General features: G+C 43.7%; 14 protein-coding genes. 3 read left to right on the forward strand and 11 right to left on the reverse strand.

Annotation, left to right across the window (positions count from 1 at the left end):
- Positions 1–152: 152 nt before the first annotated feature.
- Positions 153–947 carry a CocE/NonD family hydrolase gene (locus tag F955_RS11750; RefSeq protein WP_004894789.1) on the reverse strand — a complete coding sequence of 265 codons (795 nt, stop codon included), beginning with the start codon at positions 945–947 and terminating at the stop codon, positions 153–155.
- Positions 948–1,514: 567 nt separating this feature from the next.
- Between F955_RS11750 and otsB the strand changes: the two genes are divergently transcribed.
- Both otsB and F955_RS11760 read left to right on the forward strand, forming a co-directional pair.
- On the forward strand, positions 1,515–2,366 hold the full coding sequence (gene otsB / locus F955_RS11755; protein WP_228127687.1) for a trehalose-phosphatase: 852 nt from the start codon (positions 1,515–1,517) through the stop codon (positions 2,364–2,366).
- Positions 2,333–3,763, forward strand: coding sequence for an alpha,alpha-trehalose-phosphate synthase (UDP-forming) (locus F955_RS11760; RefSeq protein WP_004894793.1), 1,431 nt, complete (start codon positions 2,333–2,335; stop codon positions 3,761–3,763). The genes otsB and F955_RS11760 overlap by 34 nt, the downstream gene beginning before the upstream one ends.
- Positions 3,764–3,794: 31 nt before the next feature.
- On the opposite strand, the gene F955_RS11765 is transcribed toward F955_RS11760, so the two are convergent.
- The 10 genes from F955_RS11765 to betI all read right to left on the reverse strand — a co-directional run bounded on the left by F955_RS11765 (position 3,795) and on the right by betI (position 15,754).
- Complete coding sequence (locus F955_RS11765; RefSeq protein ID WP_017401496.1) at positions 3,795–5,027, reverse strand: MFS transporter; 1,233 nt, start codon at positions 5,025–5,027, stop codon at positions 3,795–3,797.
- 210 nt (positions 5,028–5,237) lie between these two features.
- Entirely contained in the window at positions 5,238–5,960 is a 723-nt protein-coding gene (locus tag F955_RS11770; protein WP_004894797.1) for a glycosyltransferase family 2 protein, read from the reverse strand.
- Positions 5,957–6,565 carry a class I SAM-dependent DNA methyltransferase gene (locus F955_RS11775; protein WP_004894799.1) on the reverse strand — a complete coding sequence of 203 codons (609 nt, stop codon included), beginning with the start codon at positions 6,563–6,565 and terminating at the stop codon, positions 5,957–5,959. The genes F955_RS11770 and F955_RS11775 overlap by 4 nt, the downstream gene beginning before the upstream one ends.
- Positions 6,546–7,340 (reverse strand): PIG-L deacetylase family protein, encoded by a 795-nt coding sequence (locus F955_RS11780; RefSeq protein ID WP_004894801.1) that lies wholly within the window; start codon positions 7,338–7,340, stop codon positions 6,546–6,548. Before F955_RS11780 ends, F955_RS11775 begins: the two co-directional genes overlap by 20 nt.
- Positions 7,328–8,326 (reverse strand): hypothetical protein, encoded by a 999-nt coding sequence (locus F955_RS11785; protein WP_004894805.1) that lies wholly within the window; start codon positions 8,324–8,326, stop codon positions 7,328–7,330. The genes F955_RS11780 and F955_RS11785 overlap by 13 nt, the downstream gene beginning before the upstream one ends.
- Positions 8,327–8,568: 242 nt before the next feature.
- Positions 8,569–10,770 carry an OsmC domain/YcaO domain-containing protein gene (locus F955_RS11790; protein WP_004894810.1) on the reverse strand — a complete coding sequence of 734 codons (2,202 nt, stop codon included), beginning with the start codon at positions 10,768–10,770 and terminating at the stop codon, positions 8,569–8,571.
- Positions 10,771–11,111: 341 nt separating this feature from the next.
- The gene (locus F955_RS11795; RefSeq protein WP_004894816.1) at positions 11,112–11,882 is read right to left on the reverse strand and encodes a TorF family putative porin; all 771 of its coding nucleotides are present in this window, start codon (positions 11,880–11,882) and stop codon (positions 11,112–11,114) included.
- A 127-nt stretch (positions 11,883–12,009) separates the two neighbouring features.
- Positions 12,010–13,665, reverse strand: a complete 1,656-nt coding sequence (betA, locus tag F955_RS11800) for a choline dehydrogenase (RefSeq protein ID WP_004894819.1) — start codon at positions 13,663–13,665, stop codon at positions 12,010–12,012.
- 11 nt (positions 13,666–13,676) lie between these two features.
- The gene (gene betB / locus F955_RS11805; RefSeq protein ID WP_004894820.1) at positions 13,677–15,152 is read right to left on the reverse strand and encodes a betaine-aldehyde dehydrogenase; all 1,476 of its coding nucleotides are present in this window, start codon (positions 15,150–15,152) and stop codon (positions 13,677–13,679) included.
- The gene (gene betI, locus F955_RS11810; RefSeq protein ID WP_004894821.1) at positions 15,149–15,754 is read right to left on the reverse strand and encodes a transcriptional regulator BetI; all 606 of its coding nucleotides are present in this window, start codon (positions 15,752–15,754) and stop codon (positions 15,149–15,151) included. The genes betB and betI overlap by 4 nt, the downstream gene beginning before the upstream one ends.
- 270 nt (positions 15,755–16,024) lie before the next feature.
- Here betI and F955_RS11815 point away from each other — a divergent pair, with 270 nt between their 5' ends.
- Entirely contained in the window at positions 16,025–18,061 is a 2,037-nt protein-coding gene (locus F955_RS11815) for a choline transporter (protein ID WP_004894824.1), read from the forward strand.
- Positions 18,062–18,067 lie beyond the last annotated feature (6 nt).

An 18,067-nucleotide genomic window follows, 5' to 3' on the forward strand; every position in this document is an offset into this window, starting at 1 on the left:
GCAGAATTTTCATAAAGCATTTTCAATATGCTGATCATAAAGCATAAAATTTTTATCTGTTAGTTTTTTTCAGTTTTAAATAATAATAATGATATTTATTCAATTTGTATTTATAGCTACTAACATTCCCAAGAGATAATCCGACTTATATTTTAAAAGCTAATTTTGAAAACAAGAATGATTTGATGGTGAGGCTTTGCCTTCAGCAAATTCTGAATTTTATCCAGCCTTAGAGTAATACCATTCACCGGATCATTTTGAATCGCATCAACTGGTAATGCACCAAGCAAGCCAACCAGACTCATCCATAATGGGATAAAATTGGTATTAAGCTGCCCGCCATTGAATAAAATATCACGCCAACCATCACCAATTGATACCATTGGAAATGCGGCTTTTACGGCTGGATGCTGGGTAGACGCCCCTAGCAGGCTGGTAATACCTAGATAAGAAACACTATAGAGACCAATATTACCATTTGACCATGACTGTTTGCCGGCCCAGTCAATAATTTCAAAACTGTCCTGCTGTTCAATGCCATCAAATGCCTGCCATACCCCTTCTGAAGAACCGGTACCACGTATATCGGCAACTACTGTGGCATAAGCACGGCGTACAAATTCAGGATTCGGGCCGCCTGCCATATCCGCAATCTGGCCTGCAAAGCCTGTATTGTAGGCGGTCTGGATTAAAATCACTGGATGAGGTTTAGTAAAATCAGGTTGTTTATTCTGATCAGCTGGCAAGGTAACACGAATTGCGATTTTGGTACCATCACGCATTTTAATCCACTGTACAGGCAAAGTGACCATATTGGGATAATCATAATCGCGAGTGTAATTGCTCCATTTTGCATCTGCATTTGTGAGTAATGGTCGTTGAACTTGACTTTCGAACTGTCGTGTTCCTAATTTAGTATTTTTTAATGTAATGGCAGGTTGTGTCATGCCTGTAGAGTCAGTAAAAGATTGTGGTTCTAGGTAACTTAAATCTGAAGTGACTTGCTGAGGGGGGTGAAAGTTTTATTGACCACACCCACGGTCACTGCAACCACAGTGACCGTCGCTGCCATGGCAGCACAAAGTTTATTGAGCAGCTTCATTGCTTATATCCTAATTATTATGATGATGCATTCCTCGATCAATGAGCCATGCATTTTTATCTATATTCATAGTTTTTATTAAGTTTGATTTGACGAAATGATCTCCTTCTCTCTGTTTTTGTTTTTAGATCACTTCTTAACACTGCATTTATAAACTGACAATGCTTCTTGTCTGTCATATAAATTCTTATACAAAACTATGCTTATTCATATCTTGATAGATTTTTGAAATTTCTGATCAAGAGAGAATTTTATACAAATGTGATTTTCAAGACATTTTTACAAGATATTGCAACGTTACAGTAGATAGGTGAAATGTATTATTCATTATAGGAATAAGCAGATCACAGATCTTGACATGTTATAAAAATAATCAATGCATCAAGAGACTGTAATTTATTACACACTAACAATGAAAACTACAAATGCTGTTCTAGATTCTATTTATACCGAGATAGCGAAAAAGCTGGATCGGAGAGCTAAATATAATTCCTTACCCTGTATTTTATTTTTAGACATTGACGGTACACTTTCAGAATTTCATCCAGATCCTGAACAGAGTTTTATCCCCTCTTCTACCCTAAATAATATTGCACAAATCCAGCAATTTTTACCTTTATATCTGGTTACCGGACGTTCTATCGAGCAAGCACAACGACTGATTCAGCCTTATCGCTGGAATATTATCGGATCACATGGCATAGAGCTGCTACAGCAAGATGGTATAGGTCAAAAACTTGTTTATATCAATCACAAAGAACTCGAACAACTCAAATCTAGTGTGCTTGAGCAGCAGCATAAATGGCAGCCGATTCGGGTAGAACACAAAACCCATTCAGTTGCCCTGCATTTCCGTGAACATCCTGAATATGCAGATCAGGCAAAAGCCATTATTGATAATTATCTTAAACAATTTTCAAGTTTTGAATTAAAAAGCGGCAAATGTGTCTATGAACTGGTTCCCCACGGTTGCAATAAAGGTGCGGCAATCCAGCATATTTTAGAGGATCTTGAAGCTGAGCAGTTTTACCCCATTTTCATTGGGGATGATTTAACGGATGAAGCTGGTTTTCACATCATTAATGACTATGGAGGTATGTCAATCAAAGTTGGCCCAGGAGAAAGCGCAGCCAAAGCTCGTTTAGACGACGTGGCAGATGTCGGTTTTTTCTTACATGAATTTTTAACATCACTAAAAGCGTTAAAACAAGAAATGAAAGGAGAAAAAACGTGTCCCGACTCATTGTATTATCCAACCGTGTAACATTACCGAACCCGAATGCCACTCAGGCAGGTGGTCTTGCGGTTGCTCTGGAAGATGCCCTAAATGGTATAGGTGGCATCTGGATGGGATGGAATGGCAAAAAGACGGCGTATAGGCAGAATTCCTTTGACATCCTGAAAGATCAGCAGGTTGAATATCATACCTGTAGTTTCTCTGAAGCTGAATATCAGGGTTTTTACTGTGGTTTTGCGAATGGTGCACTATGGCCGCTAATGCATGACCAGAATCAATATATTGATTACTCAGATCAGGATTACCGGATCTATCAGGATGTCAATTTTAAGTTTGCCCGCCAGTTGCAGAAAATTATCGAACCGGGTGACATGATCTGGGTGCATGACTATCATTTCTTAAGTGTTGCACATTACTGCCGTCAGTTGGGCATGCGCAATCGTATCGGTTTCTTCCTGCATATTCCATTTCCAGAGACACAAAAATGGCAAGATCTAGCCTGCAGCCAGCATCTTGCAGCGCATCTGGCACAGTACGACCTGCTTGGCATGCAAACGCAGCAGGATCAGAGAAACTGTTATGATTTCCTGAAAACTACCCTATCTCTAACTGCACATACCAACAATATTCTGCGTAATGGACAGCGTCAGGTAGAAGTAAAAGCTTATCCGATCAGTGTGCATCCTACTGCAATCCAGCGTCGTGCGGGACAACTCACTCATACTGAACTGCCATTTGATTTCAGTTCATCACCTGATGTTAAACATATCATTTCAGTAGACCGAATTGACTATAGCAAGGGCTTATTACAGAAGGTGGATGCGCTGCGTCAATGTTTCCAGGAAACTCCTGAAATGTTGTCGAAGATACGCCAGTTTCAGATTGCCTGCCCTTGCCGATTGGAAGTTCCGATCTATGCCAATCTGTATCGGGATTTAAAACTAGGTGTCGATCAGCTGAATCAGGATTTCTCTCATACAGATCAACCGGTCTTTGACTGTCATTATGATGCTTTAGGACATCATGCCTTGATGCGTTTATACCGCAAGTCGGAAATCTGCTGGGTCAATTCGGTACGTGATGGCATGAATCTGGTAGCGAAAGAATATATTGCTGCTCAAGATCCAGAAAATCCGGGCATTTTGATTCTGTCCAAATATGCGGGTGCTGCTGAACAGATGCGTGAAGCTTTACTGGTCGATCCTCATGATAACAACAGCATGATCAAAGCCTTAAAGCTGGCAGTGAAAATGCCGAAGTCTGAACGTATTGCACGTTATCAGGCGCTATTTCAAGGCCTGATGGACTATGACATTGTGCATTGGCGTGATTGTTTCTTAAAAGACCTTAAACATGTAAGTAGCCAGTATATTTACCAGCCACTTAGCAAGTCACCCTCTCACGATCTTTATTTACAGCATTAAATTGCTTTGATTTAAACAAAAAACACCAGCTTTATGCTGGTGTTTGTGTTTTTTCTGCTTCTGCCGCAGTTGCTGGAGCAGAAGTCAGCTGGTTCAGTACAGTAATGCTGATCAAGCCAACTGCAATGATAAAGAATACCTGGCTTAGACCCATGATCTCGCTTCCGAATCCCACCAATGCTGGCCCAAGCAAAGAACCGGTATAAGCAAATACAGAAACATAAGATAAAGCAATATGTTTTGGTAATTCAGTTTGACGTCCTGCACGTGAGAACATCAACGGAACGATATTGGCGCTACCCAGACCCAGGATCGCATAACCAATCAAAGCCACATACCACACAGGTGCAAATACCACAGTCAGAAGACCCAAACCTGCCAAAGTGGCACTGTACAGAATCGTGTTCTTTTCACCAAAGAAGCGAATGATCAGATGGCCACTTAAACGTCCTGCAACCATTAAAGCAGCAAAGCAGCTGTAAGCTAGACCAGCTTGAGATGCTTGAACTTTAAATTGAGTATTCAGGTAAATTCCACTCCAGTCCATCGCTGCGCCTTCAGACAGGAAAGCGATAAAACAGATCAATCCCATGCAAAGAATTGCAAATGTTGGACGTGGTTTATGGGCAACTTTCTGGGTAGTATCTTCAGATTCTGTTGCTTCAGCTGCAGCTTCTGCTTTTAGACAGAATGGCACAGCAAATACCATGATTAGTAAAATGCTCATACTGATCACCAGTACACTCAAAAGCAGTGCAAGACCAAATGCCAACATACTGGTCATACCCAACACACCTGCCAAACCACCCAAGCTACATACGCCATGGAACAGTGACATCATGCTTTTACGTTGTTGACTTTCCAGTTTAATTGCCTGAAGGTTAACCGATACGCCAAGTGCGCCAGCGCTAGCACCGAAGCAGAATAAAGCGGTTGCCAATAGCAATTTAGTCGGGCTAAATGCTAATGCAGGGAGAATCATAACAAATGCAGCCAGTACCGTAGCAATAACAGAACGACAGCCGTAATGATGTGCCATACGACCTGCCAATGGCATGGCAATCATTGAACCTACGCCCGCGGCAAGCAATAACACACCGAAATCTGAATGGCTTAAATTCAGGCGCTGCTGCACCAGTGGAATCAACGGTGCCCAGGCAGCAGTACTAAAACCCAGAGCGAAAAAACATAGTGCAGTGGCAATACGTTGCCAATGACTACGTGGAAGCGCACGAAGAGAAGCAGGTAATAACGGAGCGTACATAGTAAGAACCAGTAAAAATTTCGGTGCGGTATCCCAAACCGTTGATCCATAGAAAAACCCCATGAACTTATACTTGAAATGTATTAGTTCACAGGGCTTAATTTGGATGAATTATAAGCAGTTTTATTTTAAATGGAATAGGTTTTAATCAAAAAAATCGGCCAAATTGTTAAGCCTATGATTCATTGAAAAATATAGTTTCAAAAACTTTCAAATAATTTTTCTCAGGCATTTTGTATTGGATTTGTTATCCTGATTTTGTCGTTCAATGCTCCATAAAAATTGTGAAAATCCTTCACGGACACGTGAAATCAGGCGACTGCTGGTCACCACTCTCAACTGGTTAGACCAGGTAATATGCATTCCCATTTTTTCTGCGCGTTTAACCAGATCTACATCTTCATGACATGGCATAGGTTTGAAGCCGCCAAGAACCTTATAACTCGATGCTTTAAAACAAAGGTTGGCCCCATGAATATGCCGATGCCCCATATGATCCTGATAATGGTGCAGATATTTTTTTTGGGTAGCTAAACTTAAGTGATCCCATTGCGCAATTTCAACGACTCCGCAAATCACATGTGTAGGCTGATGCAGCAGCATGGTCTTAAACCAGTCTGGATGTACTCTGGAATCTGCATCCGTACAGCAAATCCAGTCATAGCCTTGTTGGATCAAATGCTGTATACCGAGATCACGGGTTTTTCCTACACAACGATAATTACAACTTATAGCTAAAACATTATAAGTGTTTAACTTTTCTGCTGTAGCATCAGTACAGCTATCCATCACGACTAGAATTTGAATTTGTATGCCATGACTTTGAGACATGTCTTGATAAAATTTTTGGCGTGCCCGTTCCAGTGCCTGTAGACAATGTTCGATTTCTTCTTCTTCGTTACAGGCCGGAATGACAACACCAATTTTTTTCATAACAATCCTTCCTGTACGGCTATCGAATTTACCTCATGTGTCCAGACATCTAGAAAAAAATCGGCATCCTGTAACTGTGTGTGGTGATAATAATGCAATCGCTGTTTTAAGATCTTATGAACCTGTTCTCCATTCAGACTGAAGCCTTCAATCGCATGTCGCCAGTGGCAAGCCACAATACAGCCTTGTGGACTGAGATGCATATTCATCCATTCCATCAGTTGCAGCAGAGTATTTTCTTCAAGGTAATATAGCATTTCGCTGGCAACAATCAGGTCAAACTGCTGTGTTGGCAAATCCAGAGGCACAATCCCCTGCACTACTTTGACATGATTATGGATCAGGCGCTGATTCGCTAGCTGTATGGCAGTCGAATTGGCATCCATACACAGTAAAGCTTCGCATCGTTCAGCCAGCTCGGCGCTCAGCACCCCGTTACTACAGCCAATTTCAATACCATTTTTAAATTTCGGATAAGGCAGTACAGCTAAGGTCATATCGCGTTTTCGCTTCTCATACCAGCGCTGTTCATACTGCCAGGGATCGCCATTATTTATGCGATACAGCTCGGCGAAGTAGTCATGATTATAGATGGCCTTCGTCATCAATATAGACCTCCCATGGCTGTAAAAGACGTGCTAATGCGCTGCCCGATACGATAGCAGCTTTACCTGTACTGAAGTCCGGTTCAAGCTGGCTTTTAAAACATTGCATGGCTTCTATTTTACGCGCTAACTGCTTTGCGTTGAGTTCAAGTCTAAGGGCTTTATGCCAAGGAATACGACTATCTCCAGGACTGGCCCAATGCCAGGTCCAGATCAGCACCTGTACACATTTTAAAGAATGCGTTGCTGCAAGCTGTTTGCTTACCTGACCTGTAATCTCATGATCAGGATGGCCATCATGTTCAAAAGTGGTTACCAGAATATCATTTGCTTGCAAATACGGTTTTAAAGCAGCAACCAACTGGTCACGTTGTTGCGCTACTTCACCATCCTGGATATTCAGCGCAATACGCTGTATCGATTGTTTCAGATCGAGAACGCCTAAAGCATTTATTGTTTCCTGAGGTCGGATATGATCCAGCTGCTCTGGTGTATATAGTCTCGAGTCGGGATGACTGGCTGTGCCATTGGTGACTGCAAACAGAACAATCTCATAACCCGCTGCATCCAGCTGCTGAATCAGTCCGCCACAGCCAAGAATTTCATCATCCGGATGTGGAGCAACAATACAAATGCGACTATTTAGGGGAAATATTTTACTCAGTTCAAGCGCTTTTAAATGATGGAGCTGCTGACTCTGCTGCCATTCTTCTAGCGCTGTTCCTTCACCCTGAATAATACGGTCTTCAACGATTGGATGTTTTAAAGTGCCCATGTCTGTTCATTCTCCATCGTCAGTTGACCAATACACTGCAAATCAAATGCAGCATGGCTTTGCCGGATAAATACGGGCAAATCTGCTACACAGCGGGCAAAATCCGCCTCCTGGCAATATGGTGCTGCACCCAAGGCTTTACCACAAAGTTCCAGTACTGCCAGTGCAGTGTCTTCGACTTGGGCACGTAAAGCTCGGATCATTAACTCATGATTATGCCTAGGGTCGGCATCAATCAATTTTGCAGTTTCATGAAATAGTGCACGAGTTGCATACAGCTTACTACTGACCTCACCCAGATACATTTCTCTAAATGGATTAGTTTTATGATGCATGGCATGTTTTAAATAACCGGCCAGTTTGAGCGTTGCACCAAACCAGCAGGCAGCGACGCCAGCCGCACCATGCCAGAATCCATGACGATCCAGATAATAGTCTGGCTTGCTGATGGTTTTGACTTTGATCTGATTGAAGCTGACCTCAGCCGTGCGTGTATATTGCATCCCCACGGCATACCAGGCACTGGTATTGAGCTGGATCCCATACTGGGTCATATCTACCAGTAACAGTTGCGAGTGTTCTTCTTCATCCCGATAGGTCAATAAAGCCTGCTGTACCTGGCCGGCGGCTGAACACCATGGTTTAATTCCGGAAAGCAGATCATCTTCCAGCTGCAAAGGTTTAGGACCACCCTCTGCCGCCCAGATAGCAGTCAATCCGACAATCTGCTCAGGATCAGCATGTAGTTCATGCAGTATCGCCAGTACATCCAGATGCGATTCATATAGCTTGGCCAGACTCAAGTCTATGGCAGAAACCTGACTCAGGATTTGCCAGCGTTTTAAGGTCTGTCCTTCACCCGGGTATGGCACCTCCAGACTGTGTGGAATCAGCTGATGTAAAGCGTGATCAATCTGCTGCTCGGGCTCAGTCGAAGAAGAATTAAATTCTACTTTTAATTGTTCGATCAGCTGTTTGAGGTACATTCATCTTCCTCATTAAATATCATTAAGATTCTTTTATCCGGTTCTTAAAGATGAATAGCAAAGTGAGTATCTGACTATCCATTATGTAAATCACTGTTTATGAATTAATTTATGCCCAGTATTGGCGCAAAATACTGTAGCTTTTTGTCAGGAATTTGTCTGATTTGTAAATCTTAAATATTTAAAGCCATAAAAAAAAACCGCCTATCTTGAGGCGGTTTTTTGATGCAGCTATCTATGGATTACTGCTGGGCTACAAACTTGGCACGCGCTGCATGCAGTTTTTTATAGCTGTCAATCAGGCGTAAATGACGATCCAGACCTTCAAGCTTCATACTGGTTTCAGCCAGGCCATAGAAACGGACTGTGCCTTCAACTGAACCCATGACTGCATCCATACGTTCATCACCAAACATACGACGGAAGTTGTGTTCATAATCTTCCAGTTCCATGTCATCATCCAGCATGACTTCCAGAACGACATTCATGCACTGGTAGAACAGGCCACGTTCAACGGTATTGGTATTGAACTGCAGGAACTGCTCCACCAGATCTTTGGCTTCTTCAAATTGCTGCAAAGCCACATAAATCAGCAGTTTCAGTTCAAGAATAGTGAGTTGACCCCATTCAGTATTTTCATCGAACTCGATACCGATCAAGGTTTTGATCTCGGTATAGTCATCCTCATCTGCTTCTTCCAGACGCTCAACCAGTGCTTCCAGTTGTTCATCATCCAGACGGTGCAGATTCAGGATATCTTCACGGTATAAAAGCGCCTTGTTGGTATTGTCCCAAACCAGATCTTCCACCAGATAAATTTCCGAATACCCCGGCACCAGAATACGGCAAGCTGTTGCCCCTAAATGCTGATACACCGCCATATAAACTTCATGGCCCATGTCTTCCAGAATCGTAAATAATTCCTGAGCTTCATCTGCATTCGAGTTTTGACCGTTATTGGTGAAATCCCACTCGACAAAATCATAATCTGATTTCGCGCTGAAGAAACGCCACGACACCACACCACTAGAATCAATAAAATGCTCAACAAAGTTATTCGGTTCAGTCACTGCATTGCTGCTAAAAGTTGGCTTTGGCAGATCATTCAGACCTTCAAAACTACGGCCTTGCAGCAATTCAGTCAGACTGCGCTCTAATGCCACTTCAAAGTTAGGATGAGCACCGAATGAGGCAAATACACCGCCGGTACGCGGGTTCATCAGGGTGACACACATCACCGGGAACTGGCCGCCTAATGACGCATCTTTGACCAGAACCGGAAAGCCCTGTTCTTCCAGACCTTTAATGCCTTCAACAATTTTTGGATATTTTGCCAGAACATGTTCAGGCACATCTGGAAGTGCGAGTTCACCTTCCAGAATTTCACGTTTGACCGCACGCTCAAAAATTTCAGACAAACACTGTACTTGTGCTTCAGCCAGTGTATTACCAGCACTCATCCCGTTACTTAAGTAAAGGTTTTCGATCAGATTCGACGGGAAATAAACGGTTTCACCATCAGACTGACGTACAAATGGCAATGAACAGATACCGCGAGCCTTGTTCCCCGAATTAGTATCATAAAGATGGGTACCCAATAACTCATCTTCTGGATCATAAATTTCACGGGTATGTTCATCTAAAACTTCTGCTGGCAACTCGCCATTTGGACCTGGCTGGAACCATTTTTCATCTGGATAATGCACAAATTCTGCATTGGCAATATCTTCACCCCAGAACTGGTCATTATAGAAGAAGTTACAGTTCAGACGCTCAATAAATTCACCCAAAGCAGATGCCAGCGCACTTTCTTTGGTTGAACCTTTACCATTGGTAAAACACATTGGCGACTGCGCATCACGGATATGTAGCGACCACACATTCGGCACGATATTACGCCAAGAGGCAATTTCAATTTTCATGCCAAGCCCTGCTAGAATGGCAGACATATTGGCAATGGTTTCTTCCAGCGGAAGGTCTTTACCTGGAATAAACGTACTGTTTTCAGAAGCTAGACTTGGCATTAACAAGGCTTGAGCATCCGCATCAATACTTTCCACTTCTTCAATGACAAATTCAGGACCGGTTTGAATTACTTTCTTGACGGTACAACGGTCTATCGAACGTAAAATTCCTTGGCGATCTTTTTCAGAAATATCAGCCGGCAGTTCAACCTGGATTTTAAAAATCTGTTTATAGCGGTTTTCAGGATCAACAATATTGTTTTGCGAAAGGCGGATATTATCGGTTGGAATGTCACGTGCTGCGCAATAGACTTTGACAAAATAAGCCGCACAAAGTGCCGACGACGCCAGAAAATAATCGAATGGGCCAGGTGCCGAACCATCGCCTTTATAGCGGATCGGCTGATCGGCAATCACCGTGAAGTCATCGAACTTGGCTTCCTGGCGTAGATTATCGAGATAATTGACCTTAATTTCCATGTGGATACCTAAATATTCTTATGTGCCGTCACGGACAGATAAGATGCTGAATCTGAATATACAAGCCGGTTCACGGAGGAGAACTTGAATGAAAAATAGAAAATGGTCAGGTTATGCCATTTGACTAAGTGTCTGGATAACGCTGCCGAGAATGGCCGCTATTATAGAATTATTTTATGAAATTGATAATGTTTGTCTGAAATTCTGGCAGATTAAACTAGGCCCTCAGTCTTTCCTGAGCTACAGGAGCATGAATCTACTTCAAGTCATGAATTATATGATCAATCAAGGTTGCGGATGAGGCAGATTTTCACCTGCCTAGTCTGAATGATTTCATAATTTTAAAAATCATAACTCAGTGCAACTACTGCAAGATTACGCTGCTTGTCATCATAACGGTCATAACCGCCAAAGATATATTCACCAGACAAGGTCAACTTCGGCGCAACTTCATAACTCAATCCGGCATAAGCATAACGAAAGGCAACCTGCTTTTCGGTATCGCCCAGTTCACCACCCTCATATTTGCCTTCATCGTTAAAATAGCTCCCTGCTGCCGTAACGCTGGCATTCAGACGATCATTTAACTGGTGGCTCAGATTCAGCGTATAAAAGGTATCGCCCTGATTGGCATAAGCCACATCATACAGATAGGTCGATACGCTGGCGCCGATACTGGTCTGATCATTCAATGCACGACTTACATTTAAGCCCAACTCATTTCCAGTGGTGTTCTCACCGCCCGGATAATAATAGGTAGCATTCCATAAATCCCAGTCATAGTTTTCGCTGCTATGGGTATAACCCAGCAAAAAATCATGCTCGAATTTGTCTGAACGATGTCCCGAACGTCCCTGCACTTCTGCATAAGAGTATCCAAGCGTAGATCCCCAATATCCGACATAAAAATTGCCATAAGCCAGATTCAATGCTGCCTGCACAGCAAGGTCGTCATTTTCAGGTGCATTGGTTAAACCACGGGAGACGTACTTGGAGACCACACTCAAGTTTCCGCTTGCTTCTATTTTTTTTACTTCCGCATCATCGGCATAACAGTAAAGACTTGAAACAGCAGCACAGCCAAACAGCACTGCTTTATATAACATTTTCATAAAATATAAATTGTATTAAGCACAGGCTAAATAAGACCTAAACCGGTGACGGCCTTATAAAGCTTGAGGTAAAGTAAATTTTGCTTTATTCCTGTTTGCATTCGGCAACAGAAAATTAAGCTATGAGTTAAGCGTGAGATGCCTTGTAGAAAGGTGCAGATGAAGGCGTAAGAGCAGGCTTGCCACGAATATGATCTGCCAGTTTTTCAGCGATCATAATTGTAGTTGCATTGAGGTTACCGGTAATGATCAAAGGCATGATCGAGGCGTCAATCACACGCAGACCCTGCATTTCATGTACGCGTCCATAACCATCGACAACCGCCATGTCATCCTCACCCATTTTACAGCTACACGATGGATGATACGCGGTTTCTGCATGATTACGAACAAATTCATCAATTTCAGCATCTGTTTGTAGATGTTTTCCCGGACTGATTTCTTCACCGCGATAAGGATCAAGTGCCGGCTGCTGCATAATTTCCCGGGTGATCCGGATCGCATCGCGGAACTCGCGCCAGTCCTGTTCCGTACTCATATAGTTAAACAGAATACTTGGATGCTCAAACGGGTCTTTGGATTTCAGACGGACACGGCCACGCGACGGCGAACGCATTGAACCAACATGAGCTTGAAAACCATGCTCATGAATGGCATTGGTGCCATTGTAGTTAATCGCAATCGGTAAAAAGTGATACTGAATATTCGGCCATTCAAATTCATCTGAAGAGCGGATAAAACCACCTGCTTCAAACTGATTGCTCGCGCCAATGCCCTTACCCAAAAATAACCATTCTGCCCCAATCATCGGCTGGTTATACCATTTCAAAGCCGGATATAAGCTCACCGGTTTTTTGCACTGATATTGCAAGTACATTTCCAGATGGTCTTGCAGGTTTTCACCCACTCCCGGTAAATCCTGAACTACAGGAATATCCAGACTTTTTAACAGTTCAGCCGAACCCACACCAGAACGTTGCAGGATTTGCGGTGATGCAATTGCACCAGCACAAAGTAGCACTTCACGATCGGCAAACACCTGAATCGGCTGCAAGGTATTTTGCCCCTCAAAATATTCCACACCAATCGCCTGATTACGATTAAACAGAATACGGTTGGTCATAGCGTGGGTAATAATCGTGAGATTATCCCGACCTTTGGCCATATCGAGATAACCACGTGCTGTACTGGAACGACGGCCTTGCGGCGTCACAGTTCGATCCATCGGACCGAAGCCTTCCTGTTGGTAACCGTTCAGATCATCGGTACGTGGATAACCGGCCTGTACACCCGCTTCGATCATGGCATGAAACAGTTCATTATTGCCCTGTTTAGGCGTTGCCACCGAAACCGGTCCAGAATCGCCATGATAATCATTGCCACCAATATCACGGCTTTCCGCTTTTTTATAATATGGCAGACATTCGGCATAGCTCCAGTGTTCAAGCCCCTTCAGGCTGGCCCACTGTTCCAGATCCATGGCATTACCGCGAATGTAGCACATGCCGTTAATTAACGAAGAACCACCCAAGCCTTTACCACGACCGCATTCCATCCGACGGTTATTCATATGTGGTTCGGGGTCGGTCAGGTAGGCCCAGTTATAGCGTCGTCCCTGTAATGGATAAGCCAAAGCGGCTGGCATCTGGGTTCTAAAATCCAGCCGATGATCCGGACCACCCGCTTCCAGCAACAAGACTTTGATCTCTGGATCTTCCGTTAAACGCGCTGCCAATACATTACCCGCAGAACCTGCACCAATAATAATATAGTCGTAATTCATTCATCCTCCCCTTATGCGTTAAACACGGATTGGAAAGGACTCAATTCCACCTGAACTGATTTGGTCTGGGTATATTGCTGTAGTGTGACAATACCGTTTTCGCGACCGACACCCGAATGTTTATAGCCACCCACTGGCATTTCTGCTGGAGATTCACCCCAGGTATTGATCCAGCAAATACCGGCTTCGATTTGATGAATAATACGATGCGCACGTGCCAGATTTAGTGTCACGACACCAGCGGCCAGACCATACTCGGTGTCATTGGCGCGACAAATAGCCTCTTCTTCTGAGTCATAACTCAAAATACTCATGACTGGACCAAAGATTTCTTCACGGACAATCGTCATGTCGTCACGGCAATCGGTAAATACCGTGGGTAGCACATAAGCGCCTTGGGCAAATTGATCATCTTCGGCACGGCCACCACCACAAAGTAAACGAGCGCCTTCTTTTTTGCCCTGTTCGATATAATCCAGCACTTTTTCCATATGAGAGAAGCTGGACACTGGACCAAAATTGGTGTCAGGATCAAGTGGATCCCCCATACGGATATAAGGAATGCGCTGCAGAATCTTTTCTTCGAATTCTGCTTTTAAGGCTAAAGGTACAAATACGCGGGTACCATTGGTACAGACCTGACCGGAACTGTAGAAGTTGGCCATCATGGCTATATCTGCTGCCAGATCCAGATCGGCATCTTCGCAGATAATCAGCGGGGATTTTCCACCGAGTTCCATGGTGACTTCTTTCAGACTGGAATTCGCAGCTTGGGCCATGACTTTTTTGCCGGTGGCAACACCACCAGTAAATGAAACTTTAGCTATGTCCGGATGTGAGGTCAGATAAGCACCAATTTCACTGCCACCTGTTACCACATTAAATACACCATGCGGAACACCGGCTTCAGTATAAATTTCTGCCAGTTTTAACGCAGTTAAAGGTGTTACTTCACTTGCCTTAAAGATCATGGCATTGCCCGCTGCCAGTGCAGGAGCTGATTTCCATAAAGCAATTTGAATCGGGTAATTCCATGCACCAATTCCGGCCACCACACCCAGAGGTTCACGACGGGTATAAATAAATGATGTTTCTCGTAGTGGAATTTGCTGGCCTTCGAGTGCTGGCAAAATACCCGCATAGTATTCGAGCACATCAGCGCCCGTTGCAATATCGACAGTTGAGGTTTCACTAAAAGCCTTGCCGCTATCCATAGTTTCAATACGGGCCAGCTCGTCATTACGTTCACGAAGAATAGCGACAGCCTTGTTTAAGATACGGGAACGTTGAATCGCCGTCATTTCTGCCCAGACTTTCTGGCCTTGCTGAGCAGATTTTACTGCACGGTCGATATCGTCTTTGCTGCAAATCTGGACTTCCGCCAGAACTTCGCCGGTCGCCGGATTAATTGTTTCAAATGTGCTGTTGGATATAGCATCGACAAATTGTCCGTGGATATAAGGACGTTGCAGATTAAAGTGTGTCAATGGGATTCCCTCGCAGTTGAGTCATTCTTGAGTTGCTGTCGGATATAGTCACTACAAAGTTCTATCGGCATTTCAGGGTCAAGTTCTTCATTAATCAGTGCACCCCTTAACCAGAAGCCATCAATCAGCGCAGCCAGACCTTGAGCGGCTTTTTCAGCTTGTGCCTTAGGCAGCGCTTTCATGAATTCGTACTTGATATTGGAATGCAGGCGGTAATGATTGATCTGCTGTAACCGATGTAACTCAGGTTGATGCAAACTGCTAGCCCAGAACGCCAACCAGACTTTCATGGCCGCCTTGTCGGTTTGTGGAGCAGCAAAATTACCACGTACGATCGCCAGTAAGCGCTGCTCCGGTAAGTCATCAACCTGTATCTTTATCTGTGCAACAGATTTACCCAATTGCTGCAATAAGTAACGCATTGTGGCTTCAATCAAGCCATTTTTACCTCGAAAGTAATGACTTATGATGCCGGTTGAGACACCTGCTCTCTGGGCAATCTGACTAATTGAAGCTTCTGCAAAACCTAGCTCATTCACTGCAGCTAAGGTGGCATCGATCAGTTGCTGACGACGGATCGGTTGCATACCAACTTTGGGCATAGGACTAACCTGAATAACGGATGTAACAATAAAAAATCACTCTGCTAAAGCAAATAGCTGAATGATGTAACAATTCATAAACTCTTTTTTAATTGAACGTTCAATTAATAAAAATTATAGTGCCAGCTCACTCTTGATGTACAGCGCAGTTTGTTTTGGATTTGCAAAAGTTTGTAATTCACGAAAACAAGGAAGCTTTACCGCAGGCTTTTGCTTTTAAATCACACTGCACTGTAGATCATCCGGCAACAAAACGATGGTCATGGATTTATGCAAAAGAAAAACGAAGAGGTGCAAGATAGTCTGAATAAAGTGGTCTTTTATTTTTCGGCAACGCTTATTCTGCTGTTTTCTATCATCACCATTTTATTTAATGAACAGGCCAATCAGGTTATTACCAATATTTTAAACTGGGTCAGTGCGACCTTTAGCTGGTACTACCTGTTGGCGGCAACACTGTATCTGGTCTTTATCCTTTTTATCGCCTGCTCACGTTATGGCGAAATTAAATTGGGTCCTAAACATTCCAAGCCAGAATTTAGTCTACTGAGTTGGTCGGCGATGCTATTTTCTGCCGGAATCGGGATTGACCTGATGTTTTTCTCGGTGGCAGAACCGCTTTCCCATTATATGCATCCACCGGTGGGTGAAGGCGAAACCTTTGAGGCTGCACGTCAGTCCATGGTCTGGACGCTGTTTCACTATGGTTTAACCGGCTGGAGTATGTACGCACTGATTGGGGTCGCACTGGGCTATTTCAGTTATCGTTATAACCTGCCACTGACCATCCGTTCGGCACTCTATCCCATCTTCGGTAAAAAAATTAATGGTCCAATTGGACATACAGTAGATACTGCTGCGGTACTCGGGACGATTTTTGGTATTGCCACCACCTGCGGTATTGGCGTCGTACAATTAAATTATGGTCTGCATGTGCTGTTTGGTTTACCGGAAAATCTCTGGGTCCAGACCGCTTTAATTCTGGTGGCCGTGATTATTACTATTTTTTCTGTCGCTGCGGGGGTCAACAAAGGTATTCGCATTCTTTCAGAGATCAATATTTACGTATCGATCGGATTACTGCTGTTCATTCTATTTGTCGGCAATACCGAGTTTTTACTGGGTGCCTTGATCCAGAACTTTGGCGACTACATCAGCCAGTTTCCTCAACTGTCTTTGACCAGTTTTCCTTTTGAGCAGCCGAAAGAATGGATGAATAGCTGGACCTTGTTCTTCTGGGCCTGGTGGATCGCCTGGTCACCTTTTGTGGGGCTGTTCTTGGCACGGATTTCACGTGGTCGTACCATTCGTGAATTTGTCACTGGGACTTTGGTTATTCCATTGTTATTTACCCTGACCTGGTTATCTATTTTTGGTAACAGCGCCTTATATAGCGTTATTTTTGATGGTAATACTCAGTTAGCAGCGACCGTTCTCGATAACCCGGCCCACGGTTTTTATGATCTGTTAGCCCAATATCCCGGCTCTATGTTTACCGCAGGCGTGGCCACGATTACCGGTTTATTATTCTATGTGACCTCGGCAGATTCTGGAGCATTGGTATTAGGCAATTTCACCACTAAATTTAGCAATATCGAGCATGACTCTCCACGCTGGCTCAGTATTTTCTGGGCGATTGCGATTGGCTTGCTGACCTTGGCGATGCTGATGGCCAATGGCGTGACAGCATTACAGAACACCACGATTATTATGGGCCTGCCCTTTAGTTTCGTGATCTTCTTTGTGATGGCAGGTTTATATAAATCTTTGCGACTTGAAGATTTCCGTCAAGCCAGTACCAGTCTGAATGCAGCGCCTGTGGTCGGCAATGTCGATATTTTTAACTGGAAGAAACGCCTGAGTCGGGTCATGCTGCATCCCAGCTTGAACCAAACCCGAAACATGCTGGATGACGTGTGTAAACCGGCAATTCAGGCTGTAGCCAGCGAGCTGATCAGCAAAGGGATACAAGTCGATGTACAGGAAAAACCGGTTGATCATGAACCTGAACTTTATCATCTGGATCTGGTTATTCAGCTAGATGAAGAAGAAAACTTTGTCTATGCCATTTGGCCAGTACGTTATGACACGCCAAACTTCAGTGCCCGCGGGAAACGTACCAAACGCTATTACTACCGTCTGGAAAGTTACCTATTTGAAGGTTCTCAGGGCAATGATCTGGTGGGTTATAGCAAAGAACAGGTGATCAATGACATTCTGGATAAATATGAACGTCATATGATGTATCTGCATATCAACCGGATTAGTCCGGGTAAACGCCCACTGTTTCCGGATCGCGAATCTTAGGATAAG

The organism is Acinetobacter schindleri CIP 107287 (assembly GCF_000368625.1).
In the GTDB taxonomy this organism is placed as follows: Bacteria; Pseudomonadota; Gammaproteobacteria; order Pseudomonadales; family Moraxellaceae; genus Acinetobacter; species Acinetobacter schindleri.